Origin of the sequence: Pelagibius sp. Alg239-R121 (assembly GCF_947331435.1) — a bacterium.
Lineage (GTDB): Bacteria > Pseudomonadota > Alphaproteobacteria > Kiloniellales > Kiloniellaceae > Denitrobaculum.
Genome location: NZ_CAMZOF010000001.1, coordinates 907098 through 919707, shown reverse-complemented (window position 1 = coordinate 919707; position 12610 = coordinate 907098). Strand labels below are relative to the sequence as shown.

Below are 12610 nucleotides of genomic sequence, written 5' to 3'. Positions count from 1 at the left end.
ATTGTCTGCTATTTTCCCGCATCTCGAGAAGGCTGTCGGATCGACTTGTCTGGACAACTCGCCATCATTAGGGTACCGGCTTCCTGATATAAGCTTTGATGACCTTGATGGAGAGGTTGATGGTTGTTCTGGATCCTGTGCTCGCCGTTCTTTCTGTAGCGCTCAATCTTTATATGTACGTGGTGATTGCGTCGGTGATCCTCTCATGGCTCGTCCAGTTCAATGTCATAAACACGCACAATCAGTTCGTCAGTATGATTGGCGAATTCACGTGGCGAGCCACTGAACCGGCGCTACGGCCGATCCGCCGGTTTATACCAAATCTGGGCGGCCTAGACATCTCGCCGATCGTCCTGTTGCTCGGTATCTTCTTCTTGCAGCAACTTATCTTGAATATCCGCATTTCCCTGCGCGCCGGTGGTTTGTGATAACAGCCCCTTTGGATTGACGGAAAAAGGTGTGACGGTAGTGGTGCGTCTTCAGCCTGGTGCGAGCCGGAATCAGATCGATGGGCCGGCTCAGCTCGATGACGGCAAAACGCTGCTGAAAGCCCGGGTCGCGGAACCGCCGGAAAAAAGCAAGGCCAACGCTGCGCTGATCAAGCTGCTGGCGAAGGCTTGGCGCCTGCCAAAATCTTCCATCGAAATCCAGTCGGGACATAACGAACGTCGCAAGACACTGCTGCTCAGGGGCGGAGACAAAGATTTGCTGACGTCGTTGCAACAATCGCTGACCGGATAGGAATGCCGGTGGAGACATGTCCCAACCAGATCAAACTGACCGAAACATCGACTTACGAACGAATAGCGGAGAGACCTAGGAATGGCGAGCGCGGTAACGATTGACGGAAAAGCTTTTGCGGCAGGCCTTCGCGAACGGGTGGCGAAGGAAGTCACGAAATTGAAAGCAGAGCAAGGTTTGACCCCTGGTCTTGCCGTCGTTCTTGTGGGTGAAGATCCGGCAAGTCAGGTTTATGTACGCAGCAAAGGAAAACAAACCGTCGAAACCGGTATGAATTCCTTTGAGCACAAGATGGACGCCAGTGTCAGTCAGGAAGAGCTGCTAGCCAAAGTCGAGGAACTCAACGCCGACCCTGCTGTGCATGGCATTCTCGTCCAGCTTCCCCTGCCGTCTCACATGGACGATCTTGCCGTTATCGATGCGATCGACCCGGCAAAGGACGTCGATGGATTTCACGCCATCAATGCTGGCCGGCTGATGACCGGTGGTAAGGGCGCTGCGGCCCCCATGGTGCCCTGTACGCCCCTGGGCTGCCTGTTATTGCTGCGCGACCACCTTGGCAGTCTCTCAGGGCTAACCGCCGTCGTGGTCGGTCGGTCGAACATCGTCGGCAAACCGATGGGCCAGCTATTGCTGCAAGAGAGCTGCACGGTGACCACGGCCCACAGCCGGACCAAGGACCTTCCTGCAGTTTGCCGTGAAGCAGATATTCTGGTTGCTGCTGTTGGCCGCCCTGAAATGATCCGCGGCGATTGGATCAAACCGGGTGCGACGGTCATCGACGTCGGCATCAACCGCATCGAAGGCGAAGCTGGTGGAAAAGCACGTCTGGTCGGAGACGTCGCGACTGCCGAAGCCCGCAAAGTCGCAGGAGCAATCACGCCGGTTCCGGGAGGCGTCGGCCCGATGACTATCGCCTGCCTGCTCGCAAACACCGTAACGGCCGCTTGCCGTCAGGCCGGCATCGAAGCGCCCGATTTCTAAAGAAAACTGGTATCTTAGCTGTTTTCTACGTCAGGAGTCGCGACCGGTAAGGCCAGTCGGATCAAACCTTTAATCGGTGCCTGGGGGTCGGCAATCTTGCCTTTGCGCAGGATGGTCAGGCGCCCCTGGCGCGCAAGATGCAGCGCCTGCTGGCGGACCGCAGGCATGTACTTTCGCCAGAGGTCAGGTGGATCATTGCGCTTGGCGCGAGCAGTCGCAAAGGTTCGGGCGACTTCATTGGGATCGAGAGACTGCGATGCGTCTCGTTGCGCCAGCAAATCAAAAATCAATGCGGCGATCGGATCATCTTTCGGTGTTTCCGAGGTCTTGTTTGTGTCTTCGGTCATCGTTTTCTGACTTTCAAATACAGAATCTTGCTGAGTGCGATTTCCACTCAATTGGTTAAATTGAAAAGGACTCGGTGAAACTGCGGTCTAGACAGCCGGCAATGTCCTTCCCATATTGCCCTTACCCGTTTCCCAAGACGAGGCCGCGCCTTCAGTGAATGAACTTTTGGCAGCAACAATACTTTTTGTTGGCGGGCATTTTCTGCTCTCCAGTTCGTCCTTGCGCAACCCTCTGACGCAAAAACTTGGCAGTGCTGGCTTTCAAGGCCTGTACGCCGCCTCGGTCCTGGGCGCCTTCCTCTGGATGATTTTCGCTTACGGTAAAGCACCCATCATAAATCTATGGTATCCCGCCCCCGCACTCTCGTGGATGCCTCAGGTGCTGATGCCAATCGCCTTTTTCGGCATCGTTGCAGGTCTCACGACACCCAATCCAACCATTGTCGGCGGCCAAAAATTTCTCTCCGACTCGCCTCAGCGCGCGGCATGCGGCATTTTCACCATCACACGCCACCCCTTCCTTTGGGGAACATCGCTTTGGGCCTTCAGCCACTTGCTTACCAATGGCGATGCGGCGTCGATCGCTCTCATGACCGGTATCGCCACTCTCAGCCTCGGCGGGATGCACCACATCGATTTGCGCCGGGAGGCTGAACTGGGGGCAGCATGGGGACCATTCGCACTGACCACCAGCCTAGTGCCCTTTGCTGCCATTGCCACACAGCGCACTGAGCTGGACTGGCACGGCATCGGTTGGTGGCGGCCGGCCCTGGCCCTTGGCATTCATCTCGCGGCAATGGCGCTTCATCCTCATATCATCGGGGTCAGCCCCTTCCCCGGCTGACGCCCGAACCGCCCAGACCGCTCAGCCCCGCTGCCGGTTCAGAAGCCGCAGACGCAAGGCATTGAGCTTGATAAAGCCCTCTGCGTCACGCTGATCATAAACCGAATCTTCTTCGAAGGTGACATGCTCCATGCTGTAGAGCGAATCAGGCGACTTGCGCCCACAAACAATCACATTGCCCTTATAAAGCTTGAGGCGGACCGTACCGTTGACTTTTTCCTGACTCTTATCGATCAGCGCCTGCAGCATCTCGCGTTCGGGGCTAAACCAGAAACCGTTGTAGAGCAGCTCAGCGTAGCGCGGCATAATCTCATCCTTGAGGTGCGCAGCGCCCCGATCCAGAGTGATCGATTCCATCGCCCGATGTGCGGCGATCAGAACGGTACCGCCGGGCGTTTCATAAATGCCACGGCTCTTCATACCAACAAAGCGGTTCTCGACCAGATCCAGGCGTCCGATGCCATTGGCGCCACCCAGCTCGTTCAAGCGTGTCAGAAGGGTCGCCGGACTCAGACGCTCGCCGTCGATCGCAACGGCGTCACCCTGCTCGAACTCGACCTCGATGAAGGTCGGTTCGTCCGGTGCCGCCTCGGGAGATACGCTGCGCGAAAAGACATGCTCGCCCGGCGATACCCAGGGGTCTTCCATCTCCTTACCTTCGGCGGAGATGTGCAGCAGATTTGCGTCGACGGAAAAGGGCGCTTCGCCGCGCTTGTCCTTGGCGATCGGAATCTGATGGTTCTCGGCAAATTCGATGAGCCGTGTGCGGGACGTGAGATCCCATTCCCGCCAGGGAGATATCACATGGATGTCCGGCTGCAGCGCATAATAGCCCAACTCGAAGCGGACCTGGTCGTTCCCCTTGCCGGTCGCACCGTGGCAGACGGCATCGGCACCGGTTTCCCGAGCGATTTCGATCTGACGTTTGGCGATCAGAGGCCGCGCGATCGAGGTGCCAAGCAGATAGACACCTTCATAAAGCGCATTTGCCCGGAACATCGGGAAGACATAGTCGCGCACGAAGGTCTCACGCAGATCCTCGATGTAGATCTCTTTGACACCAAGCATCTCGGCCTTTTTGCGCGCCGGCTCGAGCTCTTCTCCTTGGCCAAGATCGGCCGTAAAGGTCACGACCTCGCAATTGTAGGTCTCTTGCAGCCATTTAAGAATAACCGAGGTGTCGAGGCCGCCAGAATAGGCAAGCACGACTTTCTTGATGTCGCTCATGGGATCCACGCGTCGTTCGAGTAGAGAAAAGGTATAAAACCGCGCGGAGTATAGGCAAAAGCAGGCGCGGAGCAAGGCTTGCCAACAGACAGCCCCAAGGCGGATTGCAAAGTGTTTTTGTCGCCGGGAAAAGGCGTCCAGCTCTGCTCAGTTGGCGCGGTTGATCCCGTTGATCAGCCGGCCGCTCGTGATGGCGTTGCGGATCGATTTCTGGAAGCTGCCAAAATTCTGAACGGTCACGTTGATGTTCAGTTCCTGACGCAGACTGCGGCCATCGGCAGTATTGACTATGACTCCCAAAATTTGGCTCTGGGTAATGCGATGCAGTGCTGCACTAAAGCCATTGCTGTCGTTGATCGCAACTCCGTTGTCGCCAGCCAGCGCTCCGAGATCAACGTTCGACGGCGCGACGTCCTGTAGCGATACGTCCGTGTCACGGCCGAAGTTGAAAGTGACACCGCCGCCAGGCGGCGAGGCTGTTGAAGATACCAGCTCTGAGATCAGGCCGGACGGACTTACCTGCGCAACAGATTCGAGCACAAGAGCACCGTCAACGAAGGTGCGGATGTTCGCCCCGATCGCCATTTCCAGACCGCCGACATTGAAGCCGCCACGTAAATCGGACATCTCGGCGAGACTGACTGTATCGAGGCCGTGGAAATCATCTTGGGTTGAGGCGCCGGCACCAAAATGAGCCGCCCTGAGAGACGCGCGTCCAGCCGCATCCGCCTGCGCAGTTGGGGCAGGAAGTATCAAAGCCGTGACAAACCCTGCAACCGCCAAGCCGCAACCGAATGCCAGCGCGGCCTGTCGAATCGAACCAGAGTTGCGCGATCCGGAAATACGCACCGGCGCCGATCGATGGGAACAGAGGCCTTTTCCAGCCATCGCACTATCTCCCGAACTCGTTCCGGCCGGGCAGATGCAGCGTGAAGGAACTGATTCCGGCCCGATCCACGCCTTCGCCGATCGGCGATTTGGGCCTGACACGCCAATCCTCGGCATCATTGAAGTTCAGGCGGGCTGTTTCAATTTCATTGCGCGCGGCCAGGACAATGCCCCCGCCCCAGACCGATTCAAAGTTTTCCCGCGACCACACGGTCGTTCCCAAGGCCGGATCCGCGACCACGACCCGGTCGCGTTCAATACCCTTCACCACGACAAAATGGCGGTAACCACGGGTGTTGATCAGAACAATGCCCGGAACGCCGATCCGCGCGAGCTTGTCCAACGTCATGCGAAAGCCGTCCGACTGCAAGCCGCGGTTATCCAGAAACCGCTTCATGTCGAGCATGGAAAATCCATCTGATTGAATCTTGGCCCGGTCTCCTGTCAGGAACATCTCCTCGAAGACCTCGGCCTCGCTGACTGCGGTATCGTAATGGTAGGACAGAAGAGTCGCGACCGCAGCCGAGCCGCAGCTGAAATCGTACTGCTGGCGAATGACCGTTTTCCAGCGTAACTCCTTCAGACTCGTAAGCTTGACCGAGAAGGCGCCACCGGCTCCCCACATGCGGGTCTCACCCGCCTGCAGCCCGCCCGTGGTCCCCAGTGTAACGGGCGGCAGGAAGAGAAGGAGAAGGAGCAGCCCCGGCACCATACGCCGGGCATTGCCTTCGCATTTCTGCGACCGAGTCCAGAGCATGAAAAATCCCTTTAATAAATCGGTGCGTCCCCGTTCAAAGGCGTCGGCCACATATCGGAACCGCAGCCCGCCAGCGAAAAAGTTTCCGGCGGGAACATTAGAAAGGCGATCAATCTAAAAGGTTGAAGGTCACGCCGATGGCCGCCTCGACCGCATTGTTGTTTCCGGTCACCACGTTGACCAGACCCACACCGCCGAAGTTGTCGAAGGCATTTTCTCCGAAACTGACGCCGCCCGTCGTGAAGTTGTCGGCGGTAATGGCGCCACCAACTACGGCCGCATTCAGATCCTGGTCCGTGGCGACAGTCACCGACATGCCACCCTCACGACCACGCAGATCGCTCAGTTGCTCAAGGTTGACCACGCCTGCTTCGCCGAACGCGTTCTCTTCAACACCGAACTTCTCGGTATCAAACTCTCCCGCGCCGACCATCGGGCTGGCGAGCCGTTCCGCTTCCAGAACGTCTCCCGCAAAGCTCTTGCTACCCACGAACAGCGTGCCCGCAGCCAGCAGTAAGATAATGGTCCGTCTCATGACACAACTCCCGGCAATCGCAGTTCACCCCTTCTTGGTCAGGGTGATGCCGCGTCTTTGACAGAGGTGAAAAAACTTGAGGAGGCTGACGGGATCTATATCCCGCCAGCTTAACCTCACACGACATTAATTGCCGATATTCACACCCGAATGGGCCGCAACCGACACACCGCCGAGGGTCGCGTTATAGAACCCTGACGATACGTTGATGTTAGCGATACCGCCGAAAGTCCCGGCACCAACGTCGATGCTCACCGGTCCTGTCGTCAGGACACCGCCCTGACCCGCGCCACCGGCACCACCGGCACCACCTGCGCCACCTGCGCCACCGACTCCGGACGCAGTACTGGCCACGGCGTCTCCACCGGTGCCACCATTGCCACCCGTGCCGCCTGGGCCGCCGTCACCACCGGTTCCGGTCGCATCACCAGCCGTCGCCGTGCCACCGGCACCGCCGTTACCACCTGTACCGCCCGAACCGCCTGTGCCACCGGCACCACCGGTCGCCGTGGCATCACCACTAGTCGCCGATCCACCGTTTGCGATATTGGTTCCGGCATCGCCATTGCCGCCGGTTCCTCCGGTGCCGCCATCGCCTTCGCCAGCACCGTTGGCATCGGCGCTACCACCGATAGCTTCGTTATTGCCAGCATTGGTGTTGCCAGTGGCAGCATCGGAATTGGCATCGCCGTCACCGCCGTTGCCGCCGAATTCGCCATCGCCGCCAACACCGCCATTGGCGGCACTACCGGCCACGGCAAGCGATACACCGGCACCTACATCACCATCACCGCCATCACCGCCATTGGCCCCGTCACCTCCGGCACCGCCGATAGCCACAGATGCACCGACGCCAAAGTCGCCGTCACCACCTAGTGCACCATCGCCGCCATTGCCACCATTTCCGCCCATAACGCGGATCGCGGCACCGGTCACAGTCGCGGTCATATCCTGATAGGAAATGACATCGATGTCAGAGTTGAAGGATTCCGAATAAGCCGTAGCGGTTCCGCCAGCGCCACCGGCGCCACCGGCACCGGCTGTCCCGGCTGTACCACCGTTAGTATTGGCATTGGCATTGCCACCATTGCCACCCTCGCCGCCATTGGCATTGGCATTGGCGGTCGCGGTGGCCGTGGCAACATTTTCGTCACCGAACTTGTTTTTCGGGTTTGCGGAGGCATTCGACGCGAATGCCAGAACGAGAGCGATAGCCGACGTTCCCGCCAAAAGTCTTTTTAACATGACGTTTTCTCCATCACTATTCGTTTACTGGCCGCCAGCGGCTGCCACGTTGCCGATGTTCACACCCGAGTGGGCTGCGACCGACACACCGCCGAGGGTCGCGTTGTAGAACCCGGACGAGACATTGATATTGGCAATACCGCCAAAGGTTCCGGCACCCGCCGCAATCGTGACCGCTCCGGTATTCAAAGCACCACCTGCACCTGCACCACCGGCTCCACCGGCGCCGCCGGCTCCACCTGCACCGCCCGTGCCGGTCGCGGCACCTGCAGTGGCCACACCACCGTTACCGCCGTTACCGCCACCGCCGCCAGCGCCACCGGCACCACCCGTGCCGCTTGCCGCACCGGAAGTCGCACCGCCACCAGTACCACCGGCTCCGGCATTACCGCCATTGCCGCCGGCACCACCGGCACCACCGGTTCCGTTGGCAGGTCCGGCTGAAGCGGTCGCACCGGTTGCAGAATTCCCACCGGAGGTTCCAGCACCACCTACACCACCAGCACCACCGTTACCACTGTCGCCACCATTGGCGTTTGCGCCGCCGCCTGTGCCGAAGTTCTGACCGGAATTGGTGTCGCCAGCAGTTGCGTTCGAGTTACCATTGCCGTTGCCGCCGTCGCCGCCATAATTGCCGTCGCCGCCATCGCCGCCATTTGCAGCACTGCCGGCCAAGCCGGCCGAGACGCCGAGACCGAAGTCGCCGTCGCCGCCGTTACCACCGTCGGCACCATCACCACCGGCACCACCGATCGCAACTGAAGCACCGACGCCGAAGTCACCATCGCCGCCAGCAGCACCGTTGCCACCGCGTCCGCCGTCACCACCCATAATCCTGATCGGTGCACCAGTTACGGTCGCTGTCATGTACTGATAGGAAATCACTTCGACATCTTCGTTGAAGGATTCAGCATAGGCCGTAGCTGTCCCGCCAGCACCGCCAGCCCCACCGGCCCCGCCGGTTCCTGCCGTGCCACCGGGGAACTCCTCGGTCCCGTTTGCATTGGCATTGCCGCCATTGCCGCCGTTACCACCGTTGGCATTGGCGTTTGCCAAGGCGTCGGCGTTTGCGGTGTTTCCGTCACCAAACTTGTTCTTTGGGTTCGCGGATGCTTCGACCGCAAGGGTTAAAACCAAAGCAAGCGCCGAACTCCCTACCAACAATCTCTTAAACATAAGGTCCCTCCTAAGGTTCAGATGATGCCTACTGCACTACCTGACGGCATCGGGACGCCGAATCATTTCTGGTGTAATTGCCCAGCAGTGATTCAAGTTCCTGGCGCTCCAGAAGATTTGAACACTAACAATGGAAGGAGTATCTGTGGTTGTCGTGCCCCATTTGGGTGAGATTCGGCGATCAAAACGGCTTTTCGTCGAACTTTCATGAATTTAACGACCTGACCGCATGTCAAATCGCGTCCGCCAGCAGCTTGCAACACGAGCGGCAATCCTCTCTGCAATCGGATTGCTGTTTTGGATCCGCGCGTCACATTTAGCGGTCGAAGGGCTCCTCAGGTGTTCGGCTGCGCTCATGCCTGAGATCGGCATGTTGTGCCCGAAGCCATCCTTCCGCAGCAGAATCCGGTAATCTGAATGACGCTGGACCGGTCAGTATCAGGCGCACAAGCTCGGACTGACGATCAATGCCGGTTTTTGAGAAAACCCGTTTCAAATGTGTCCGTGCGGTTTGATATCTGATGCCCATTGAACTTGCAGCCTGATCAAGGCGATAACCGTTTGACAACAGTCTGGCCAGCTTCGCTTCGGTGGGCGTGAAGTCATAGAATTTGACCAATTGGTCCTCGCGGATCCGGCAGCGATACTCCGGGTCGCTGATGACCAGGATCGAACCGGATTGTCCCTGATCGAAAACGTCGACAGCGTTTCGGAGCGGAACCAAAATCAATGTGACCGGCTCAGCCCCATCTGCCCTTATCACCGACATTTTTCGAGCCCCAAGTGCTGCTGCACCATTGATAGGGGCGTCGGCAGAAAAGATGCCCGCCTCAGAAGAACCTGAGCTCGTTGCCGTCGAATGCGCATTCGCAGATTTCAACAAGGATTGCAGGTTTGTCCTCAGTCCGTTGTGGGTGACGCCAGGATCCTTGCCGTTTAGAACAATATCATGCTCGTTCGCCAGCCATCCGGCTGCCATCGCATTGGCTTCCATGACCCTGAAGTCTTTATCCAAAAGCGCAACGCCGACCGACAGGGCGCCGAGCATCTCCATGAGAATGCGCTGCGAAACATTCGAAGTTCCGACCAGCTCTCGCAACTGCATGATCCTTCGAAAATGCGGCATGACCTGGGAAATCAAGGCAATATCATTTCGTTCAAAGGCAACAGCGCTGTTTGGCCGGCCGAAGCCAGCGCAGATAAGGCGCTTGTCCTTCCGCGCCAACACGCCCCAAACAGAATGATGAATGCCTGCCGGGACCAGCCAATTTTTGTAAAACGGAGTCGCCACCAATTCGTCGGCCGTAACAACTTCTTCGCCTGCAACCACCGCATCGGCGCTGCGAAACAAGCTTTCCTGACGCAACCAAACATTGGCAGGCGCACTGTTTTCAGCGTAGGCGGTCACCAGTTCGTCAGTGATGTTTTCTGCGTGCTCAATGCGACCGCGCCCGGTTTCGTAATCATGCGATACGATAAGCCCGACGGTCGCACGCGATGACTCCATGACCGACCGCACAGCCTGCGACCAGGTCACGGGCGCAGCGGCCGCTTCGTAAAAGCTAGCCAAGAGCGCCGCCAACTCGCCGTCGGCACTTTGGTAGTATCTGGGTTCCAACATTTTCTCTGCCCCGAACGTTTCTCCTTTCCACCCCTGAGTCGTTTCGCTTTCTTATCTTTTTTCGAAGCGTGTTTTAATTTCTTTGCCGTTCCCTCCAGTGATGCTGAATTCTCCTTTTGATGGAATTCGCGCAGATCACGGCAGGACACGATCCTATCGGAGCGCCATCACATATGTGACACGCAGTTAGGTTGGGCAAACCGGGCAACGGGCCGCACTGCCGAGAACCCCATCGGTTCAACGGCCAAGCGCACCGACGCCTTCGCGCAGTGAGGTTGGAGCAAACGGCAATTCTGTGCACGCCGAGGCACATCAAGCCTATCTGTCAAAGCAGATACATAGCTGTGACCTCTTTGCACGGTCGATACTGCGCTTTTTACTAGAATTCCTAAAAGACTCGCAAATTAGGAATTTTTACGTAGCAATCGACTGTTTGCTATTTTTATGGATATATAATAGCAAATATTGTGCCAAAAATTTAAATCTTTACAAAACAACGATTTAATATTTAATATCGATGCTTGTTAACCATATTTGTAAAGAAATTTTACAAATACAAATCATGTTATCAGCAGACGATACACGTAGTCCGAAGGTAGATAGACATTCTTTTGAACCACTTATGGTATAAGAGGTTAACGATTCCAGATTGTAAATTTTTTCGACATCTTCGATCTTGAGATTTAAATCAGCTCTTGATGAAACACACAGACATCTAATTTTTATGACCAAAAATATTACACTCCTGCGCTTTTTTATAGCTGGAGCAAGCATCTCTAAAGTAAAATTAAAACGATGGAAAATTCCTCTTACGAGGGTATAATCCATTGATAATACTGTTTTGTTTTTCACAAAAAATCGGCGGGGAATATCGAAATTTAGACTATTGATGAAGAGGGGGTAGCAGATGAAATGGCAATCCGCCGCTGCAATTACAGTTTCAGTGCTCTCAATTCCAACGGGGCAGCTATCGGCCCAAACACTGCCTACGGCGACGGCAGATACGCTTCAAGGCGTCGACGAAACACGTCCGGCGACGGAGTCGGCAGGCCTTTCTCTTGAGGCCAAGCTCGCAAGGCTCGAGCGGGCGCTTGAACAACAGCGTCAGGAAATCAACTACTTGAAGGAACAGCTCCTCTCACAGAGCCGTGGCGGGCGCTCACCAGATCCCAATTTGCGGCTCAATTATAGTGCGACCGGCCTCTCCGACGATGCTTTTCAACCAGCGCCCGGGGCGCGAGACAGGCAGCCAAACATTCAGAGTGCCCAACAAAATGAACAGCAACCGGTCGGTAAGCCGCCAGCGAAGCCGGAAAGAAAAATTCCAGAGGTTCAGGCGATTCCCGAACTAGGTGGTGTTCTGACGCCGGCTGGCACCTTGGTGGTCGAACCCTCAATTCAGTACTCGCACTCACAGGTCAATCGCTTCACCTTCCTGGGCATCGAGATCCTGGACACCTTTTTGATCGGATTGCTTGAAGCCGAAGACACCGACCGGGATCTCTTTACACCGGCACTCACCGGTCGGCTCGGGGTTACCGACAGGCTCGAACTTGAACTCAAGGTTCCCTACGTGGTCCGTAACGATCGCGTCAGCTTTGTGATTCCCCAGGTTGATCCCAATCAGACTATTACCCAAGAGATTGACGGCAATGGTCTGGGCGACATCGAGCTCGCCGCTCACTATCAGCTCAATAGCGGCCTGAATGACTGGCCGATCTTCATCGGTAATTTGCGCTACAAATCTACAACCGGAACCGGCCCCTTCGACGTGGGCAGGGACGCCAACGGCCTGGAAACGGAATTGCCGACCGGCTCCGGCTTTCATTCGGTAGAACCAAGCGTCACCGTGCTCTACCCGTCCGATCCGGCGGTCTTCTTCGCCAACTTGGGTTATCTCTATACGATCCCTGACGATGTCGGCGAGACGTTCAACGATCAAACCATCGGTGATGTCGATCCCGGCGACGCCTACCGAATCAGCTTCGGGATGGCCTATTCAATCAACGAACGGTCTTCTTTCACATTGGGTTACAAACACGATTTTATCGGAGAGACGGAAACCGAGATCAACGGTGTAACCCTCTCGACCAATTCTTTGGATGTAGGTTCCATGCTGCTGGGCTACAGCTTTCAATACGACGAAAACGTCGCGGCAAACCTGAATCTGGAACTGGGCGTAACCGCTGATGCCCCCGATGTCCTCGTGACATTCCGCGTTCCGTTCCTGGTCGATGTTTTTTAA

At 56.8% G+C, this 12610-nt stretch carries 13 protein-coding genes; 5 read left to right on the top strand and 8 right to left on the bottom strand.

What is annotated here, in order from left to right; all coding sequences use genetic code 11:
* Positions 1-119 precede the first annotated feature (119 nt).
* The 3 genes from QMZ18_RS04040 to folD all read left to right on the top strand — a co-directional run bounded on the left by QMZ18_RS04040 (position 120) and on the right by folD (position 1725).
* Positions 120-428 (top strand): YggT family protein, encoded by a 309-nt coding sequence (locus QMZ18_RS04040; protein WP_282604942.1) that lies wholly within the window; start codon positions 120-122, stop codon positions 426-428.
* A gap of 31 nt (positions 429-459) precedes the next feature.
* The gene (locus QMZ18_RS04035; RefSeq protein ID WP_282604941.1) at positions 460-741 is read left to right on the top strand and encodes a DUF167 domain-containing protein; all 282 of its coding nucleotides are present in this window, start codon (positions 460-462) and stop codon (positions 739-741) included.
* 81 nt (positions 742-822) lie between these two features.
* Entirely contained in the window at positions 823-1725 is a 903-nt protein-coding gene (gene folD, locus QMZ18_RS04030) for a bifunctional methylenetetrahydrofolate dehydrogenase/methenyltetrahydrofolate cyclohydrolase FolD (protein ID WP_282604940.1), read from the top strand.
* Between the two features lie 14 nt (positions 1726-1739).
* On the opposite strand, the gene QMZ18_RS04025 is transcribed toward folD, so the two are convergent.
* The gene (locus QMZ18_RS04025) at positions 1740-2072 is read right to left on the bottom strand and encodes a DUF3253 domain-containing protein (RefSeq protein ID WP_282604939.1); all 333 of its coding nucleotides are present in this window, start codon (positions 2070-2072) and stop codon (positions 1740-1742) included.
* A gap of 154 nt (positions 2073-2226) precedes the next feature.
* Here QMZ18_RS04025 and QMZ18_RS04020 point away from each other — a divergent pair, with 154 nt between their 5' ends.
* Positions 2227-2916, top strand: a complete 690-nt coding sequence (locus QMZ18_RS04020; protein ID WP_282604938.1) for an NnrU family protein — start codon at positions 2227-2229, stop codon at positions 2914-2916.
* A gap of 21 nt (positions 2917-2937) precedes the next feature.
* On the opposite strand, the gene QMZ18_RS04015 is transcribed toward QMZ18_RS04020, so the two are convergent.
* The 7 genes from QMZ18_RS04015 to QMZ18_RS03985 form a co-directional block, all read right to left on the bottom strand.
* Entirely contained in the window at positions 2938-4143 is a 1206-nt protein-coding gene (locus QMZ18_RS04015) for an argininosuccinate synthase (protein WP_282604937.1), read from the bottom strand.
* Positions 4144-4290: 147 nt separating this feature from the next.
* Positions 4291-5031, bottom strand: coding sequence for a hypothetical protein (locus QMZ18_RS04010; protein WP_282604936.1), 741 nt, complete (start codon positions 5029-5031; stop codon positions 4291-4293).
* Between the two features lie 4 nt (positions 5032-5035).
* Positions 5036-5788: a C39 family peptidase gene (locus tag QMZ18_RS04005; protein ID WP_282604935.1), complete on the bottom strand. Its 753-nt coding sequence runs from the start codon at positions 5786-5788 to the stop codon at positions 5036-5038.
* Positions 5789-5897: 109 nt separating this feature from the next.
* Positions 5898-6323: a hypothetical protein gene (locus QMZ18_RS04000; RefSeq protein ID WP_282604934.1), complete on the bottom strand. Its 426-nt coding sequence runs from the start codon at positions 6321-6323 to the stop codon at positions 5898-5900.
* Between the two features lie 126 nt (positions 6324-6449).
* Positions 6450-7568, bottom strand: coding sequence for a hypothetical protein (locus QMZ18_RS03995; RefSeq protein ID WP_282604933.1), 1119 nt, complete (start codon positions 7566-7568; stop codon positions 6450-6452).
* Positions 7569-7592: 24 nt separating this feature from the next.
* The gene (locus QMZ18_RS03990; RefSeq protein WP_282604932.1) at positions 7593-8744 is read right to left on the bottom strand and encodes a hypothetical protein; all 1152 of its coding nucleotides are present in this window, start codon (positions 8742-8744) and stop codon (positions 7593-7595) included.
* 316 nt (positions 8745-9060) lie between these two features.
* Complete coding sequence (locus tag QMZ18_RS03985) at positions 9061-10365, bottom strand: helix-turn-helix transcriptional regulator (RefSeq protein ID WP_282604931.1); 1305 nt, start codon at positions 10363-10365, stop codon at positions 9061-9063.
* A 907-nt stretch (positions 10366-11272) separates the two neighbouring features.
* Between QMZ18_RS03985 and QMZ18_RS03980 the strand changes: the two genes are divergently transcribed.
* On the top strand, positions 11273-12610 hold the full coding sequence (locus QMZ18_RS03980; protein ID WP_282604930.1) for a hypothetical protein: 1338 nt from the start codon (positions 11273-11275) through the stop codon (positions 12608-12610).

Bases quoted from the DNA above. Each gene is read 5' to 3' on its own strand.
- QMZ18_RS04010 (WP_282604936.1), bottom strand. From the start codon at position 5,031: ATGGCTGGAAAAGGCCTCTGTTCCCATCGATCGGCGCCGGTGCGTATT.
- QMZ18_RS03995 (WP_282604933.1), bottom strand. From the start codon at position 7,568: ATGTTAAAAAGACTTTTGGCGGGAACGTCGGCTATCGCTCTCGTTCTG.
- QMZ18_RS04015 (WP_282604937.1), bottom strand. From the start codon at position 4,143: ATGAGCGACATCAAGAAAGTCGTGCTTGCCTATTCTGGCGGCCTCGAC.
- QMZ18_RS04025 (WP_282604939.1), bottom strand. From the start codon at position 2,072: ATGACCGAAGACACAAACAAGACCTCGGAAACACCGAAAGATGATCCG.
- QMZ18_RS04005 (WP_282604935.1), bottom strand. From the start codon at position 5,788: ATGCTCTGGACTCGGTCGCAGAAATGCGAAGGCAATGCCCGGCGTATG.
- QMZ18_RS04040 (WP_282604942.1), top strand. From the start codon at position 120: ATGGTTGTTCTGGATCCTGTGCTCGCCGTTCTTTCTGTAGCGCTCAAT.
- QMZ18_RS03980 (WP_282604930.1), top strand. From the start codon at position 11,273: ATGAAATGGCAATCCGCCGCTGCAATTACAGTTTCAGTGCTCTCAATT.
- folD (WP_282604940.1), top strand. From the start codon at position 823: ATGGCGAGCGCGGTAACGATTGACGGAAAAGCTTTTGCGGCAGGCCTT.
- QMZ18_RS04000 (WP_282604934.1), bottom strand. From the start codon at position 6,323: ATGAGACGGACCATTATCTTACTGCTGGCTGCGGGCACGCTGTTCGTG.
- QMZ18_RS03985 (WP_282604931.1), bottom strand. From the start codon at position 10,365: ATGTTGGAACCCAGATACTACCAAAGTGCCGACGGCGAGTTGGCGGCG.
- QMZ18_RS03990 (WP_282604932.1), bottom strand. From the start codon at position 8,744: ATGTTTAAGAGATTGTTGGTAGGGAGTTCGGCGCTTGCTTTGGTTTTA.